Raw genomic sequence first — 14,806 nt, 5'->3', positions numbered from 1 at the left:
AAATGCTTCAATTCGCGAATTAATTTGGTATTGCGCGCGGCTCGACTCATACTGATCCGCAGGCACGAGGTGGAATGAGAGGTATAAACATGTTGCTGATGACTAGAACTGTCTTATCGGCGTTTGGTGCTGCGATTGTGTCAGCGGGCCTGATGTTTTCTGGCGGCAGTGCCGCGCAGGCGCAATCAGTTCAGCCGCGCGGCGTTATCCAACCCGGCACGACGCTCGGGCCGTCCGCGCAACAACAGCTCAATCAGAACCTCAATCGTCAGCAGAACAATTTCTCAACCCAGCAACGGATCGACAGCAACAATCGGCTGAACCGGACACAGCAGATCAACCGCAACAACACCCGGACAAATACACTCTCGTCTTGTCCCGGCGCAAATTCGGCCTGCCAAAACTAGGGTTCAGACCTGAACATCCTGGGATGTGCCCGGCGCTGCCGCAGAACCTGTAACCAGAATTCCCGCGCCCGCACTTTTGTCTGACAAGCGCGCCTGCAGGAAATTCCGACTGATTATCATAGCTGCAATTGTGGCCACCACCGGCACAAAACGGCTGTCTGGGGTAAGCAGTGCCCAAACAGCACCGCTAGCGCAGATCGCAAGCAGAACAGCAGAATAAATCAGTTGCGCACGATCTGTGACATTTTCCAACGCGGAGAACCGCGATCGCGAAAACAGCATCTGGGCAAGGCCGACAGCAAAAACGGTTACCAGAACGCCCCCATACGCATATTCGGCAAGGACGTCTCCCAGACCGTCAAACCCGAGGCGAAACACACAAACAATCAGCGGCGTTGCCAATAAAATATGAATGTTGACGCCCACCAGGATCGGATGCATCCGGACCCTCATTCCGATCAGGGCACTCAAAACAACGAGACACAGCCCAGAGCCTACCCAGCCGGCAAATTCTAGATCCCCCGATTGGCGCCACAAAAGAATAAATACGATTGACGGCACCCCTTCCATAAGGTCGGTCAGCCATCGTTTTTGTTGGGTTTGCATGCGTGTGCCTCGCTCGTGAGGCCGACAGCTTACCGATGCAAGTTTTGATCGTAAATAAGCAGAACTACAATCAGGCCTGACTGCAAAGACTGTTCGCAAACGCTGTGCTGAGTGGGCCGGTTAGTGACCCGGGCGGATCCGCTTCAAGAATTCCCAGACCGGCAGGGCCGTCACACCTCCGACCACGCCGGATACATAGCCGGGTATGGCCCAACCCAGCAAAGACGACCAGAGCAGGCTGACAACAAAACTCACCGCGAGCATGGCAGCCACAGTGATAAGCAATCGTTGCCAAAGCGGAAGAAGAACAGCCAAGCCAGCCTCCAAAACAAAATGTAAATCGACCTCACCCTATGCGCGCCCTTCGAGAAAGAAAAGCCTGATCAGCCAACGTTCAGAGTGAGACAAATAAAAAGGGCGGCCGGAGCCGCCCTTAGATACTGATAGTCAGCTCAACTTATTTCAGATTGCCACAGAAGCGCTGAATGCGGGTGCAGGCTTCTTCCAGGGCTTCCGTCGAGGTTGCATAGGAAATCCGGAAGTTTGGACCGAGACCAAAGGCCGAGCCGTGCACAACCGCAACGCCTTCGGTTTCCAGGAGCTCGGTGACGAAATCTTCGTCGTTCTCGATCACCTTGCCAGACGGCGCGGTCTTGCCGATGGTGCCCGCGCAGGATGGGAAGACATAGAACGCGCCTTCCGGAACCGGACAGGTGATGCCATTTGCCTGGTTCAGCATGGAAACAACGAGATCGCGGCGCGCTTTGAAGATTTCATTGTTCTTCGGAATGAAATCCTGCGTGCCGGAAATTGCTTCAACCGCGGCCCACTGCGCAATCGAGTTCGGGTTGGAGGTCGATTGGGACTGAACCTTCGCCATGGCCTTGATCAGGTCAACCGGGCCACCGGCATAGCCGATCCGCCAGCCGGTCATGGAATAGGCCTTCGACACACCGTTGACCGTCAGCGTTCGCTCATAAAGCGACGGCTCGACCTGGGCCGGTGTCGTGAATTCAAAATCGTCATAGACCAGGTGCTCATACATGTCGTCGGTCATCACCCAGACATGCGGATGCTTGACCAGAACGTCGCACAGAGCTTTCAGTTCAGCTTCCGTGTAAGCGGCGCCTGACGGGTTGGATGGCGAGTTGAAGATCAGCCACTTGGTGCGCGATGAGATGGCAGCATCGAGCGCTTCCGGTGTGATCTTGAAGGTGGACTTGTCGGCTTCAACGATGACCGGTTCGCCGCCGGCCAAGAGGACCATATCCGGATAGCTGACCCAATACGGTGTCGGGATGATGACCTCATCGCCCGGATTGATGGTCGCGACCAATGCGTTGTAGAGCACCTGCTTGCCGCCGGTACCGACCGTGATCTGGTTGGTTTCGTAATTGAGCCCGTTTTCCCGCTTGAACTTCTCGGCGATCGCAGCCTTCAGCTCCGGAATACCATCGACAGCCGTGTACTTGGTCTTGCCGTCGTTAATGGCCTTGATGGCAGCCGCCTTGATGTTTTCCGGGGTGTCGAAATCCGGCTCGCCAGCTCCGAGACCGATCACATCGCGGCCTGCGGCTTTCAGCTCGCGTGCCTTGTTGGTGACGGCGATGGTCGCAGATGGTTGAACTCGCGCCAATGCGTCAGCAAGAAAGCCCATAATGTCCTCCAGGGGGAAACGGGAAAGATAGCGCGCGGACCCTAGATCCGCTGGGCCATCATGACAAGAGCATGAAGGCTAGGTTTGGCAAAAATAAAGGCGATCGCCCGTGATTGCGCCTGCCATTGTTGCGATCGCTGGCCGGGAGGGATCAGCTGCGGGTTTCCAAAACGAGCTTCGGTTCCTTGCTGTCCTTGTCGATGAGCATTGCGCGGAAGCGTTTCTTCTTTGTCTGGCCGTTCAGGATATTGACCGGGATCGACATCGGGACCTCGGTTTCCGACTGTGCAGCACCAAGCAAGGAAGAATAATTGTTCGGATGAAGCAGAATGTCCGTGACCGGCTTGCTGTCCATGATTTCGTTGGTCAGGTGGTAGGTCTTCATCGCAGCCTTGTTGGCAGCAATAATCATCTTCGACTTCGTGTTGATCACCAGCATTGGCGCGCTGCAGATTTCAAAGACTTTGAGAAAATCGACATCACCGCCGATCCGGCCTGCGGAAAACAGAACCCCTCCAACCGTTCCCCCGATCCGGAAATGCATGGCTTCATAGGTCAGCTCGATGGCATCGTTGGAGGCCAGCAGGAACTTGCCGCGGCCGGATGCACTCGCCCGGCGTGTCAAGGCGCCCAGCGCCAGGGAAACGATGGTCCGGCCGACGCGTTTTTGGATATGCGCGATGTTGCGACCGATGATCAGCCGGGCGTCTTCGATCTGAAAGGTTTTGACAAAGCCGTCGCTTGCAAAGCGCACATAGCCGAAGTTGTCGACCAGCAGCACCACCCGGTTTGACGAGGCAACAAAGTGCTGCAGGATCGGCGCAAGCCCCAGAACGATGCGGCCCGGGTTTTCGTCCTCTCCAATCGATGGGAAACAGATGACAACGATCCGTCCGTCAACCAGCTCATAGCGGTGTGCAACGATCGGGATACCCGGGATCCGGTGATCGGGTCCACCGCCAACATCAAACGGCCCGGCAACCCCATCGCGGATGGCGCCCTGTATCAAGCGCAAGATCGTTTTCCTGTCTTCCGGTGACAGGTTGCGTAAAGCGAGATTTGAAGGTGCTTCCTGCAGGTCCTTGACCTCACTATGGAAGCTCTGACTGCCGATCTCATGCCAAAGGATTGTTTTCTGGGAAATATCAGCAACGAAAAACTGGAGCCCAGCCAAGGCAAGCGCAGGTGTTTCCTCTGAAACTCTCGTTTCAGGCTCTTGTTCTGCTGGCTTGTCATCGTTGCTCTGTGCCAACGCGTTCTGCGCTGCTTTGACCACCATAGCCGTCTGCACTCTCTACCAATTACCTACCCTGCACGCAGTATCGAAAAAAAGTGCAAACAAACCATAAAATGGAACGCATAAAGTCTAACATTATTTAAATACCTAAGTAATTTATGCAGCAATTGCTTCGAAAGAACAGCGCTTTTATTGCTCATTTATTTTGGAGGTATCCAACCGCAAGAAACCGGTGTTTTTCAACGCCCCACAAATGTCACGAAATGGCACCAGCAAAGCCCAAGAGCAGACGGTCTCCCGGCGCAATTTGATTGGAATGTGCATCCGTTGAAACTGCGGAGGCCAGAATGTTGGAACGCACCCGGAAATCTGAACGCCATAACGAAGACCGCCATGTCGCCGTACTGGCGATATTGTTCGGGTCGGCAGCAATGCTTTTGACGTTGCTGGCTGTTGTTCCGGAACCAGCGGCCGCCTTGCCGTCTTTGGCGCTGATCCTAATGGCGCAACTGACCCGGATGCTCGGCACCCGCCTGTTCCGCGATTTTACAGACTAACCGCCCTCACGATTTGCAGCCCCCAATTCCAAAGAAAAAGACAGGCTGTCATGACAGACACACACGCAAAATCAGCTGATTTTCAATCCCAAAATCACGAACCTCAGACGGGAACCCGGACAAGGTCTAGAGACCTGCAGGACGCCCGCCCCCTGTTGCAGGCTATTTGCCTCGGCATATTTTTGGCGGCAATCCTGACCGCAGCCGCCGCTATTGCGGGATCTGAGGCAAAAGACACGACAACACCGGGCACCACCATCCCTGCCCTCACACAGCCGCCGCCCTCCGAAGTGGGCAAGTAATGTCTTTGGGTTCAGGTGGATACCACAAGGCCGTTTGAACGAATTGGAGACGCATTTCGTCCACACGGCCTAGCACGTTGATACCGATCAAGGCCATGTACAGGACCTCCAGATACAGTCATCTGGTCTGGAGGTTCCAAGCGCAATGCCACAAGGGCCTCCAGTCGGAATACTTGAGAAACAGGAAATTAGGCCATGGCCATTGCCAACGGACAAAAGTGGATCGATAAAGAAGTCAGTTCTTCGGAGGCTGCCATGGACATCGATCTTTCTCTCTCGGCTGACACTGTACGGATGCTGGCGCAAAAGGCCCGCGCGGTTGCAGAAACCACCGCCGATACGTTTGAAGATGGCCATGAGGGGGACGTCGAGTTTGACGCCGACACCCTGGAAGAAGCTCACGGCCACGACGGTCTGGCGGAAGAAGAAAGCGACAATCTCTCCGATGAGGAATTGCGCGAACTCTTGGAAGATTTGAACGTCGACGAAGCTGCGGAGCTTGTCGCCATCACCTGGATCGGCCGGGGGGATTTCGAGGCAGAAGACTTCTCGCAAGCCGTTCAAGAAGCCAAGGATCGGGCGGTCGGCTCAACCGCTTCCTATCTGCTTGGCATGCCGATGCTCGCCGATCACCTAGAAGCCGGTCTGGATTCCCTTTCCCTGTAAGCATTCCCCGCCGGAAAACCTTTCGGCGGGCCAATAGCTTGGCTTGAGTCAATCCGTTTTCCGGATCGTTTTCGTGCAGTCCACAGCTTGGCGTTTTCCTTGGGAAAACATCTTTAGATCTCGTTTACCATCTTTTCGCCGCGGAAATTATGCAGCAACCTCGGGCACAGTTGTGGTGATCGAAGGGGTGGTGTGAATGCTGCGTGATCCGGTCAATCAGGAAATTTTTGCGACACAAAGACCGTCACCCTGGCCGTTCGTTGGGGCTATCTTCGGGGCGGCCGCACTGGTCACGACTTTGATCATGGCATTCAACAGCTAGACCTGTCCCGGTCGAATACACAGACCAGCTTGCATCTCCAGCCTTTGAGACTATTGGTCATGGACGAACGTTAATCGGAAGCCATGACACAACCCTCTATCAACAGCCCATCCGGCGGTGTGCCCCCGAAGAACGAAGGCCGCCTTGCCGTTCTTGATTTGGCCCGCGGCGTGGCCATCGTTGCCATGGCGATCTACCATTTTTCGTGGGATCTCTCGTGGTTTGCCTTCGTTGACTGGGATGTCGGAGGGGCTCCTGGTTGGCGCGCGTTTGCCGTCTCGATCGCTGCCAGCTTCCTGATCCTGGTCGGGGTCAGCCTGGATCTCGCGCATCACAAAGAGATCCGCTGGCGCTCCTTCTGGAAACGCTTTGCGCTTATCACTGTTTCCGCAGCCTGTGTGTCGATCGGCACCTACTTTGCCTTTGGAGACAGCTTTGTCCGTTTCGGCATTCTGCATTGCATTGCTGTTTCCAGTCTGATCGCTCTGCCCTTTACGCGACTTCCGCTGCTCTACGCCCTGGTCGCCAGCGCGATCATCCTTACCCTGCCGCACTGGGCATCCTCGAGTGTGTTTGATGGTGATATGTGGCTCTGGACCGGCCTTGGCACCCCGGCTACGCCCAGCGTCGATTATGTCCCGCTCGCGCCGTGGACCGGGGCAACTCTGTTAGGTGTGGCGCTGTCAAAGGCCATTCGCCAGTCCGCCCTCATGGAACCTCTCAAACACATGCAATTCGGCGGTGTAGCAGGCAGGGTGCTGAAATGGATGGGCCGCCATTCCCTGCCGATCTACCTTCTGCATCAACCGCTTCTTTATGGTCTGGTTTGGAGTGTGACGTTGCTAGGACCAAACATGGACCGGACCAGCCGCAGCTTTCAGACCAATTGCGTTAAAAGCTGCACGACAAGCATCGGGAACGAAGTACTTTGTGTTGCCGCGTGCCGCTGCACGCTTGATGGTTTGAAGTCGGAAAACATCTGGGAACCGCTGCTTAGCAGCCCCCAGGACCCCGGCTTGCAAACACGCATGAACCAGCTCTACAGCGCCTGCCTCGCAGCTCCTGGAACCGATACGATCGATTAGACGGCACTGTGGCGTTTTATACGTCTGCTATACCGGTTTCTGTTTCAGGGCACGGGCCGCGCGTTCAAGAGCAAAAGGTGCGAATGTCGCCGGGTCGCGCCTGTCCAGAAGCTGAACAACTGCCCATAGAGCTGAAATGGCATCACACCGCGCTTTCATGACCTCCAAATCGGCCCGGTCAATGGGTTGGTGTTGCCCGGATTCGTAGGCAGTCAAAAACCGCCGCTCAGCTTCCGCGTCAAATCCGATTTCCTGAATGGCGTAAGCAAGATCCCAGCAAGGGTCCGCCATGCCGGAAAACTCCCAATCGATCAGCCAGAGACGGTTTTCAGCCAGCAGGCAGTTGCCTTCAGATAAGTCTCCATGGCTCGGCACCAGCACCAATTGGCTTTGCATACCCACATCTGCCATCAGCCGATCGAGGTCAGGGAAGACCGCCGAGACATCCTTCGACAGCGGCAAGTCTGGATTGCCATCAAGTGTCTCAGAAACCCGCTTCCGAAGCGCCGCATATGTCGTATGCGGATTGATCTCCCCCTCAAACCTCAGCTTTGAATTATGGAGCCGGGCGAGCTCTTGTCCCAGCATGTCCGGAAGGTCTTTTTTCTCTGATTGGCGGGTTTCAAGGGCCCGCGTAAGCAATAGCCCGCTCTCTAGATCCATGTACACGGGCGGAACGGCAACGCCCAGATCGGCGGCCAATTGCAAATTTTGGGCCTCTGCAAACCGGTCCACCAATGCTTCGAATCCAGCCTGACCGATACGCAGAAAGAACACGCCCTTCTGAGCCGTGATCCGCAATACCTGATTGCTCAGACCATCCTTCCGCTCTGCAGACAGAACCTCTCCAAGCACAGCCCGGAGATCTGAATAGTTTTGCAGAACCTTCTCCAAAACCGCTGATGGGCCGGCTGGTGTCATTGTGGAGGAATGTGGCAAGAAGAGCCTTTGACGTCTGACCGAAGAATTGAACGAGGACCCATGCAGGATTTCCCCGCGCCCCATATCATCATCACCTATTGCCGCCAATGCAATTGGCTGCTCCGCTCGGCCTGGATGGCGCAGGAAATCCTGTCGACCTTTTCTGAAGAGGCGGGCGCGGTCACACTTGTTCCCGGCACAGGCGGGATTTTCACCATCACATGTGACGGCACGCCGGTTTGGGACAGAAAAACCGACGGCGGCTTCCCGGAGGCCAAAATCCTGAAACAACGGCTTCGCGACCTGCTGTGGCCGGACAGGGATCTGGGGCATTCAGACACACCCGGCAGTCGCGCGTAGGAGATTCCCGCCTGGGTAGAAACCCGTAGACAAGCAGAAATCGCAAAATATTCGGCAAAATTGCCTAAAATTCGGATCTTGTTAAATCCATTCCGGCACACTTGCAGGCGTTTTCAGACTGGACTGGGGCCCGCCCAATGCGCTTGCCAAATATGTCGTTCTTGAACTGGCCGATCAAAACACAACTTCAGATCGGCTTTGGGGCAATGCTCTTGTGCTCCGTCGGGGTCGGTGCCGGCGGATACCTCGCCGCGAGCCAGGTTCAGGAGTCCGTCACGACCTCAAAAGCGGCAAGTGATCTTCTGGGAGATATCCCGCCACTGCTTGCAGGTGCAGAAGCGTTCGGGCGCGACGGCACTGAGCAGACCGCCAGTGAGGTTGAGGCGAGCATCAACACGTTATCTGCAAGCAGCGATGAACTGGCCCGGAACAAACCAGAGGCCGCGCAGCAGCTGACCTTGGCTGTTAGCGAGCTGGAAGAAAGCTTCCGCAATCTGAAAAATACCAGAAGTGCGCGTGATGAAGCGATTACCAATCTTGATGGTTTGACATCTGGCCTGGTTGAAACGACCAACGAGGTGTTTGAACAGTACAAGGCCTTGGAAGCTTACCGTCTTGGTCTTGCCCTCAACAACGAAGGCAAGATGAACAATCTTTCCAAGGTCGCCCCGCGTCTTGCAGACATGCGGATCGCCGCAATCGTTTTGGAGCAGGAAACCAAAGCCTTTGTCAACGCACCGGACAAGGCAAACGCCAAAGCCCTTTCTGAGCGTGTCAAGGCGCTGGACAAGGACGCCAAGGCTGTCCGGCGTACCGTGAAGACAAAAACGCTCAGAGCCTCCGTCAAGGATCTCACCAAGGCGGGTAAAGCGTTTGAAAAACAAATCAAAGCGCACCTGAAGTCAGGTGCCAGCGACGGGACCGCTGCGCTTTGGTCCGAAACCTTCCAACCGGCTGTTGAACAACTCGTTACCCTAACGACAACGATCATTGCAGAAGCCGAGGCGCCAATTGAGGAGCTGACGGCGGAATTGCGGGGGTTCGACAAAGCGACCGCAGACATCGCGCTCCTGTCCAACTTTACACAAGGCGTGGCCCGCAATGTCCTCGGCGTACGCAGCGCCTATGCAGAGTACCTGACAACATCCTCAGAAGCTTCGAGTGCCGCCTTTCAGACTTATCTCGGCGAAACCGAAACCCAGCTGGACGCTCTGGAAGGCATTCGCCAGTCATCCCTTCAATCCACATCTGACAAGGCCTTTCTGGATCTTTTGAACGGGCCTTTGAACACGCTTGTGACGGCCGGTGTTGAAGCGCTGCCGGTCCTGCGCGCAACCTTTGCGGATGTCGTCACGAACAGCGATGCACAGAAGGCCGGGCAAGCCCAATTTGCAACCGCAGCTTCGGCGCTGAGCGAACAGGCAAGCACCATCAGCCGGGCCGCGGGTCTGACGGCCGTCTCCTCAGCAGCCACTGCCCGAACGCAGATTTCTTTCGCCCTGCTGGTGGCATTGGTCATTGGCGTTGGTTTTGTCGTTCTCCTGTCAGGCGCGATCATTCGTCCGCTCCGATCCCTCACCAACGCCATGCGGCAACTGCAAGAGGGTCAAACCGACCTCGACCTGACCGCCGATAGCCGTAAGGATGAAATCGGAGACATGGCCCGCGCCGTCGGCACCTTCCGGGATCGCGAAGTGGAGCGTGTCGAACTGGAGCAACAGACACAGCGCGATGCGGAAACCGCGCTCAAACGCCAGCAGGCTGTCGATGCACTGGTTACCGAGTTCAGAGCTGATATTGAAGCCGCCCTGACCTCCGTCAATGGCAACATGCGGCAGCTTGAAGACACTGCCGAACATCTAACTGGAATTGCCCGCTCGACAACGGATAAAAGCGAAAACGTCAGCCATGCCTCAAGCCAGGCAAGCGACAACGTCCAGACGATTGCGGCTGCAACGGAGGAACTTTCAGCCTCCGTTCAGGAAGCCGGGCGGCAAGTCAACGCCACGCTCGGCCGCGTTGAAGACGTGACACAAGCGACGCGGACGTCCAATGATCAGATCAAGGGACTGTCGGCCGCTGCTGAACGGATCGGTGCCGTGATCCAACTCATTCAGGACATTGCGGAACAAACCAACCTTCTGGCTCTCAACGCGACAATTGAAGCCGCACGCGCCGGCGATGCAGGCAAAGGCTTTGCCGTCGTCGCAGCGGAAGTCAAAGAACTGGCGACGCAGACGTCGAAGGCAACCGATGAGATTTCCGGTCAGGTCGCGGAAATCCAAGGGTCCACGGAAGCTGTTGTGGCAGCGATTACAGAAATCATGACCATGATGGACGAGGTCAACGAAACCGCAGCTGCCATGGCCGCATCCGTCGAGCAGCAGGCTGGCGCCACCTCCGAGATCTCTTCCGGAGTGACACAGGCGGCCGGCCAAACGGCCAGCGTTTCGGAAACAATCGGAGATCTCTCCCGCGGCTCCGGCGAAACCAGCCAGTCCGCCGCACAGGTGGAGTCCATCGCCGACGAAGCCACACAGGAACTGGATGGCGTCACCCAGCGGATCGACAGATTCCTGAAAGATGTCGCCGCGGCTTGATAACCTGCGCTAAAATAACCGCAACGCCCGCATCACGGGAAGCGTAACGTTCCGCAAATCGGGCAAGCACTAGGAGAGGTGGCAAATACATCCTCCGTTCCGGCACGAAATTCTATCATTTCTGAGCGGGCACCGCTCCCGCCCAAGATGCTGGATCTCGCTGCGCCGAGTCCAAATGACACAAACACCGGTCGGATTTGATTGATCACTCAATCAAAATAACGGACAAGTTTCTTCCATGACCTTTCGTAAGCTCGGAGAAACAATATGGCCGGACAGAAAAACATCCTCATCCTGATGGTCGATCAGCTGAACGGCACCTTGTTTCCCGACGGCCCGGCGGATTTCCTGCACGCTCCAAATCTGAAGGCACTTGCCGAGCGTTCTGTCCGGTTTCAAAACAGCTACACGGCCTCTCCGCTGTGCGCCCCGGGTCGGGCCAGTTTCATGTCCGGTCAGCTGCCGCGCAGGACCGGCGTTTATGACAACGCTGCCGAGTTTGCATCGGACATTCCGACCTATGCGCACCATCTGCGGCGGGCGGGCTACACGACATGCCTGTCGGGCAAGATGCACTTCGTCGGACCCGACCAAATGCACGGTTTCGAGGAGCGCCTGACCACGGACATCTACCCGGCGGATTTCGGCTGGACACCGGACTATCGCAAGCCGGGCGAGCGGATTGACTGGTGGTATCACAACATGGGGTCCGTCACCGGGGCTGGCGTTGCGGAAATCTCAAACCAGATGGAATATGACGACGACGTTGCCTTCCAGGCGATCCGAAAGATCTATGATTACGGACGCGGCAAATACGACCGCCCCTTCTGTCTGACGGTCAGCTTCACCCATCCGCATGACCCTTATGTCGCCCGCAAGAAATACTGGGATCTCTACGAGGACTGCGATCACCTGTTGCCGGAGGTTCCAGCCAAGGCTTATGAGGATCACGATCCGCATTCCAAACGCATCTTCGATGCCAATGACTGGCGCAGCTTTGACATCACCGAAGACGACATCCGCCGTTCGCGCCGGGCCTATTTCGCCAACATCTCTTATCTCGATGACAAGGTTGGCGAAATCCTGGCTGCCCTTGAGGCCATGGATCTGGCGGACGACACCACCATCCTTTTCGTTTCCGATCATGGCGATATGCTCGGCGAGCGCGGCCTGTGGTTCAAGATGACCTTCTTCGAAGGGTCTTCCCGCGTGCCCTTGATGATCTGCGACAAGGACCTGTCACCCCATCTGGAAACCGCACCGGTCAGCACCCTCGATGTCCTGCCGACGGTCTGCGATCTTGCCGGCATCGACATGAGCGAGATCATGCCCTGGACGGACGGCACCAGCCTCGTTCCGCTGGCCAAAGGCGTGGCCCGGGCCGAACCGGTTCTCATGGAATATGCCGCAGAAGCCTCCTACGCGCCTTTGGTCGGCATCCGGGAGGGGGACTGGAAATACATCCATTGCGAACTCGACCCGCCCCAACTGTTCAACCTTGCGGACGACCCGAACGAACTGACCAATCTTGCAAACGATCCCGCCCATTCTGAAACGGCCAGGGCTTATGCCAAAAAGGTCTCGGAAACATGGGACATGTCCGCCTTTGACGGCGAAGTCCGCCAATCGCAGGCCCGCCGCTGGATCGTCTATGAAGCCCTGCGCAACGGCGCCTATTTCCCGTGGGACTACCAGCCCCTCCAAAAAGCCTCAGAACGCTACATGCGCAACCACATGGACCTCAACGAAGTCGAAGACGGCCAGCGCTATCCAAGGGGCGAGTGAGATACTTTAATCTTCAAGAAATTGGAGAATTCGGCTTTCGAGTTGCGAAAGCTCTTTGGTTTCACATTCCCAAATGACCAGACAGTCCCAGCCTTGCTCTGCCAGAGCTTCAAGGCTGGCTTTGTCCCGAGTCCGATTCCGTTCCAGTTTAGGCACCCAGTATTCTAGCCGGGACTTCGGCATCCGGCCGTCTTTACAGCTTGGGTCATGATGTTGATGCCAGAAACAGCCGTGGACGAATATCGCCTTTTTCTTCGGACCGAAAACCAGGTCTGGTTTCCCGGGCAAATCTTTGCGGTGAAGCCGGTATCGATAACCAAGCGAAAATACGAGTTTCCGGACAATCATCTCCGGCTTCATGCCTTTGGAGCGGATCGCCGACATGTTTTTGGAGCGTCGTTCTGGAGTAAGTTTGTCCATCAAATTGTCAGGTCAAATGGAAGATCCGAGATATCTCTCAGTCGGCGTCCCTCAAGCATAGCGTTTAGCGTTTCGTCATCGCTGCTGTCGCATCTGACTGCTTCAATTAATTCAGGAAGAGCAAAATGATATACGCAGTCAATTTCACCAGTACCGTATGCCAAAGAAGCTATTCTTCCCGGCGTCGGTTCGCCCGTTATCACAGAAATATGTGGAACCCGGCCTTTGCGGTTCTTCATCAAGTTTAGCGCTTCAGTGCGCGCATTTTGAGCGCGATCGCTTCTCATCGTCCACTTACAAGAAACTGTCGCATGCAAAATTAGATCCTTGTTGTTCGCAGAACGTAATGGCGAATAAGCGACAAGGTTATCATCTGCAACCAAATCCCGCTCCAGGTTCAAGTTTTCATCATTAACTGGTTTGCGGGCGACTAGAACATCCGGTTTAATGAGATAGTCAGTCCCAAGAATGGACTTAAGCTTCGGGTCCGATTTGCCGAGAGCTTCCAATTGGGCCAGATGCGAGAACTGTTCAAAGAAAGCGACTCCAACGCCGCCTTGAACCCCGTCTTTTCCCACAATCCATTCGCCTGGACGGAGATGGGACAATAGGGAAAACGCCTCCTGCAAATACTCTGCGCAGAGAGCCTCGAAGCCCGCACCCGCGGTTTGCCCCGCAAGTTTCTGCGAGGAATTTCGTGTATTCGAGCTGACCTGTTCGAAAATACCTAATGCAAGGCGCTTGCTCGGATTGCTGCTGCTATCTGCATTGCTCACAACTCCGTTCGCGTTAACGGAGAGGACGCCTGTGTCCAAGAGGGCTCTATGAAAAGCTTGCCGCAGTCTATGAATTTCGGTCATTCAGCAGCTTCCTGGAGAACGACTGGTTGACCGAGCGCCGCTGAAATCTTCTGTCCAACAGCCGCCGCGACCGGTGGCGGAAAGGCGTTGCCGACCTGTCGATAGGAATTGGTTTTCTTGCCGGAAAACTCCCAGCTGTCCGGGAACCCCTGCAGCCTGGCCACCATCCGCACGGTCAAACGTGGCATCCCTTTATGATCAGGCCCAGGCGCTTCCTCAGCGATTGTCCGGCCTTCAACACCCAGTTCTGCCCAAGCCTTCCGGGCTCGAGTGGGGCCGAGATCCGGACCGCCATGTTTTTTTGAACCACCAACCACCGTCGGCGCTATTTTGCTGGCTTGTTCTTTCCAAGCTTTAGCCCCGTCCCAGCCGTTTGCTGCCATCAAATCGTGCAACTCTTCGCCGACTGTAGGAGCTACAGACTTTTCTAGCTCTCCAGGCCATGTGAATCGATCTGCAAAAGCGCGCTGTAGAGCCACCATCACTACTCTGGGCCGGAGCTGCGGGACTCCGAAATCAGACGCTTGCAAGAGTTTCCAGAAGACTTTATAGCCTTGGCGGCGCAATTTGACTTCGATAAAATCACGGTAATCATCGAAAGATGAGTCCAGCATCCCCCGGACATTTTCAAACATTATTGCTTTGGGTTTGACGACTGCGGCAATCTCAACCCCCCGGGTAAAAAGATTGCGTTCGTCCTTTTCCCCGAGCTGTTTGCCAGCTACCGAAAATGGCGGACAAGGCAATCCGCCCGCCAAAAGATCGACGCTTCGGAACTGCGAAAAATCGAATTCTTCAAACAAGTCATGCTCATGGACTCGCCACTCCGGGCGGTTCAACCGAAGTGTAGCACAGGCATGTTTATCGTTCTCGAACAACGCGGCATGATCAAAACCAGCCATTTCAAGCCCAAGAGCTTGGCCACCACCACCGGCGCACAGCTCCAAAGATGTCAGCTGGTTTTTCATCAAAGCTCCAGGAGATTCGTTAATGGTCAGAACTAGAGGATAAACTACAGCAG

Annotated in this window: 17 protein-coding genes; 9 read left to right on the top strand and 8 right to left on the bottom strand. The window is 55.7% G+C overall.

The features are described 5' to 3' along the window. The first annotated feature begins 89 nt into the window (after nucleotides 1-89). Entirely contained in the window at nucleotides 90-407 is a 318-nt protein-coding gene (locus AC0J4F_RS11670; RefSeq protein ID WP_133946103.1) for a hypothetical protein, read from the top strand. A gap of 3 nt (nucleotides 408-410) precedes the next feature. Here AC0J4F_RS11670 and AC0J4F_RS11665 read toward each other — a convergent pair whose 3' ends face one another. The 4 genes from AC0J4F_RS11665 to AC0J4F_RS11650 all read right to left on the bottom strand — a co-directional run bounded on the left by AC0J4F_RS11665 (nucleotide 411) and on the right by AC0J4F_RS11650 (nucleotide 3,949). Further along, nucleotides 411-1,013 carry a hypothetical protein gene (locus AC0J4F_RS11665; RefSeq protein ID WP_133946101.1) on the bottom strand — a complete coding sequence of 201 codons (603 nt, stop codon included), beginning with the start codon at nucleotides 1,011-1,013 and terminating at the stop codon, nucleotides 411-413. A 120-nt stretch (nucleotides 1,014-1,133) separates the two neighbouring features. Further along, nucleotides 1,134-1,328: a hypothetical protein gene (locus AC0J4F_RS11660; protein WP_209002094.1), complete on the bottom strand. Its 195-nt coding sequence runs from the start codon at nucleotides 1,326-1,328 to the stop codon at nucleotides 1,134-1,136. A gap of 142 nt (nucleotides 1,329-1,470) precedes the next feature. Further along, entirely contained in the window at nucleotides 1,471-2,670 is a 1,200-nt protein-coding gene (locus tag AC0J4F_RS11655; protein ID WP_473026336.1) for a pyridoxal phosphate-dependent aminotransferase, read from the bottom strand. A 151-nt stretch (nucleotides 2,671-2,821) separates the two neighbouring features. Beyond that, entirely contained in the window at nucleotides 2,822-3,949 is a 1,128-nt protein-coding gene (locus tag AC0J4F_RS11650) for an RNA-binding protein (RefSeq protein ID WP_473026335.1), read from the bottom strand. A gap of 305 nt (nucleotides 3,950-4,254) precedes the next feature. Between AC0J4F_RS11650 and AC0J4F_RS11645 the strand changes: the two genes are divergently transcribed. The 5 genes from AC0J4F_RS11645 (at nucleotide 4,255) to AC0J4F_RS11625 (ending at nucleotide 6,839) form a co-directional block, all read left to right on the top strand. After that, nucleotides 4,255-4,464, top strand: coding sequence for a hypothetical protein (locus tag AC0J4F_RS11645; protein WP_133946093.1), 210 nt, complete (start codon nucleotides 4,255-4,257; stop codon nucleotides 4,462-4,464). Nucleotides 4,465-4,514: 50 nt separating this feature from the next. Then, entirely contained in the window at nucleotides 4,515-4,766 is a 252-nt protein-coding gene (locus tag AC0J4F_RS11640) for a hypothetical protein (RefSeq protein WP_473026334.1), read from the top strand. A 195-nt stretch (nucleotides 4,767-4,961) separates the two neighbouring features. After that, nucleotides 4,962-5,432, top strand: a complete 471-nt coding sequence (locus AC0J4F_RS11635; RefSeq protein ID WP_286183312.1) for a DUF3775 domain-containing protein — start codon at nucleotides 4,962-4,964, stop codon at nucleotides 5,430-5,432. 196 nt (nucleotides 5,433-5,628) lie between these two features. Next, nucleotides 5,629-5,754, top strand: a complete 126-nt coding sequence (locus AC0J4F_RS11630) for a hypothetical protein (RefSeq protein WP_008188643.1) — start codon at nucleotides 5,629-5,631, stop codon at nucleotides 5,752-5,754. Between the two features lie 83 nt (nucleotides 5,755-5,837). Next, complete coding sequence (locus AC0J4F_RS11625) at nucleotides 5,838-6,839, top strand: heparan-alpha-glucosaminide N-acetyltransferase (RefSeq protein ID WP_473026333.1); 1,002 nt, start codon at nucleotides 5,838-5,840, stop codon at nucleotides 6,837-6,839. 27 nt (nucleotides 6,840-6,866) lie between these two features. Here AC0J4F_RS11625 and AC0J4F_RS11620 read toward each other — a convergent pair whose 3' ends face one another. Continuing rightward, nucleotides 6,867-7,778, bottom strand: coding sequence for a phosphotransferase (locus AC0J4F_RS11620; protein ID WP_473026332.1), 912 nt, complete (start codon nucleotides 7,776-7,778; stop codon nucleotides 6,867-6,869). Nucleotides 7,779-7,820: 42 nt separating this feature from the next. On the opposite strand from AC0J4F_RS11620, the gene AC0J4F_RS11615 reads away from it, so the two are divergent. The 3 genes from AC0J4F_RS11615 to betC all read left to right on the top strand — a co-directional run bounded on the left by AC0J4F_RS11615 (nucleotide 7,821) and on the right by betC (nucleotide 12,505). Beyond that, nucleotides 7,821-8,120, top strand: coding sequence for an Rdx family protein (locus AC0J4F_RS11615; protein ID WP_473026331.1), 300 nt, complete (start codon nucleotides 7,821-7,823; stop codon nucleotides 8,118-8,120). Between the two features lie 137 nt (nucleotides 8,121-8,257). Beyond that, on the top strand, nucleotides 8,258-10,720 hold the full coding sequence (locus tag AC0J4F_RS11610) for a methyl-accepting chemotaxis protein (RefSeq protein ID WP_473026330.1): 2,463 nt from the start codon (nucleotides 8,258-8,260) through the stop codon (nucleotides 10,718-10,720). 267 nt (nucleotides 10,721-10,987) lie between these two features. Then, complete coding sequence (gene betC / locus AC0J4F_RS11605) at nucleotides 10,988-12,505, top strand: choline-sulfatase (protein ID WP_473026329.1); 1,518 nt, start codon at nucleotides 10,988-10,990, stop codon at nucleotides 12,503-12,505. 6 nt (nucleotides 12,506-12,511) lie between these two features. Here the strand turns inward: betC and AC0J4F_RS11600 are convergent, their stop codons facing one another. Genes AC0J4F_RS11600 through AC0J4F_RS11590 form a run of 3 tightly spaced genes read right to left on the bottom strand, consistent with a single transcriptional unit; the run spans nucleotide 12,512 to nucleotide 14,753 of the window. Then, nucleotides 12,512-12,925 carry a very short patch repair endonuclease gene (locus tag AC0J4F_RS11600; RefSeq protein WP_473026328.1) on the bottom strand — a complete coding sequence of 138 codons (414 nt, stop codon included), beginning with the start codon at nucleotides 12,923-12,925 and terminating at the stop codon, nucleotides 12,512-12,514. After that, nucleotides 12,925-13,785 carry an NgoMIV family type II restriction endonuclease gene (locus AC0J4F_RS11595; protein ID WP_473026327.1) on the bottom strand — a complete coding sequence of 287 codons (861 nt, stop codon included), beginning with the start codon at nucleotides 13,783-13,785 and terminating at the stop codon, nucleotides 12,925-12,927. Before AC0J4F_RS11595 ends, AC0J4F_RS11600 begins: the two co-directional genes overlap by 1 nt. Next, complete coding sequence (locus tag AC0J4F_RS11590) at nucleotides 13,782-14,753, bottom strand: DNA cytosine methyltransferase (RefSeq protein ID WP_473026326.1); 972 nt, start codon at nucleotides 14,751-14,753, stop codon at nucleotides 13,782-13,784. The genes AC0J4F_RS11595 and AC0J4F_RS11590 overlap by 4 nt, the downstream gene beginning before the upstream one ends. Between the last annotated feature and the right edge of the window lie 53 nt (nucleotides 14,754-14,806).

The sequence above is a fragment of the Roseibium sp. R5 genome (assembly GCF_055755305.1).
The sequence above is the reverse complement of the archived record's forward strand: the minus strand, read 5'-3'. Positions and strand labels throughout refer to the sequence as shown.

Excerpts from the sequence above, each read along its gene's own strand:
- AC0J4F_RS11670 (WP_133946103.1), top strand. The coding sequence starts at position 90 with ATGTTGCTGATGACTAGAACTGTCTTATCGGCGTTTGGTGCTGCGATT.
- AC0J4F_RS11665 (WP_133946101.1), bottom strand. The coding sequence starts at position 1,013 with ATGCAAACCCAACAAAAACGATGGCTGACCGACCTTATGGAAGGGGTG.
- AC0J4F_RS11655 (WP_473026336.1), bottom strand. The coding sequence starts at position 2,670 with ATGGGCTTTCTTGCTGACGCATTGGCGCGAGTTCAACCATCTGCGACC.
- AC0J4F_RS11650 (WP_473026335.1), bottom strand. The coding sequence starts at position 3,949 with ATGGTGGTCAAAGCAGCGCAGAACGCGTTGGCACAGAGCAACGATGAC.
- AC0J4F_RS11645 (WP_133946093.1), top strand. The coding sequence starts at position 4,255 with ATGTTGGAACGCACCCGGAAATCTGAACGCCATAACGAAGACCGCCAT.
- AC0J4F_RS11640 (WP_473026334.1), top strand. The coding sequence starts at position 4,515 with ATGACAGACACACACGCAAAATCAGCTGATTTTCAATCCCAAAATCAC.
- AC0J4F_RS11635 (WP_286183312.1), top strand. The coding sequence starts at position 4,962 with ATGGCCATTGCCAACGGACAAAAGTGGATCGATAAAGAAGTCAGTTCT.
- AC0J4F_RS11630 (WP_008188643.1), top strand. The coding sequence starts at position 5,629 with ATGCTGCGTGATCCGGTCAATCAGGAAATTTTTGCGACACAAAGACCG.
- AC0J4F_RS11625 (WP_473026333.1), top strand. The coding sequence starts at position 5,838 with ATGACACAACCCTCTATCAACAGCCCATCCGGCGGTGTGCCCCCGAAG.
- AC0J4F_RS11615 (WP_473026331.1), top strand. The coding sequence starts at position 7,821 with ATGCAGGATTTCCCCGCGCCCCATATCATCATCACCTATTGCCGCCAA.
- AC0J4F_RS11610 (WP_473026330.1), top strand. The coding sequence starts at position 8,258 with ATGCGCTTGCCAAATATGTCGTTCTTGAACTGGCCGATCAAAACACAA.
- betC (WP_473026329.1), top strand. The coding sequence starts at position 10,988 with ATGGCCGGACAGAAAAACATCCTCATCCTGATGGTCGATCAGCTGAAC.
- AC0J4F_RS11600 (WP_473026328.1), bottom strand. The coding sequence starts at position 12,925 with ATGGACAAACTTACTCCAGAACGACGCTCCAAAAACATGTCGGCGATC.
- AC0J4F_RS11595 (WP_473026327.1), bottom strand. The coding sequence starts at position 13,785 with ATGACCGAAATTCATAGACTGCGGCAAGCTTTTCATAGAGCCCTCTTG.
- AC0J4F_RS11590 (WP_473026326.1), bottom strand. The coding sequence starts at position 14,753 with ATGAAAAACCAGCTGACATCTTTGGAGCTGTGCGCCGGTGGTGGTGGC.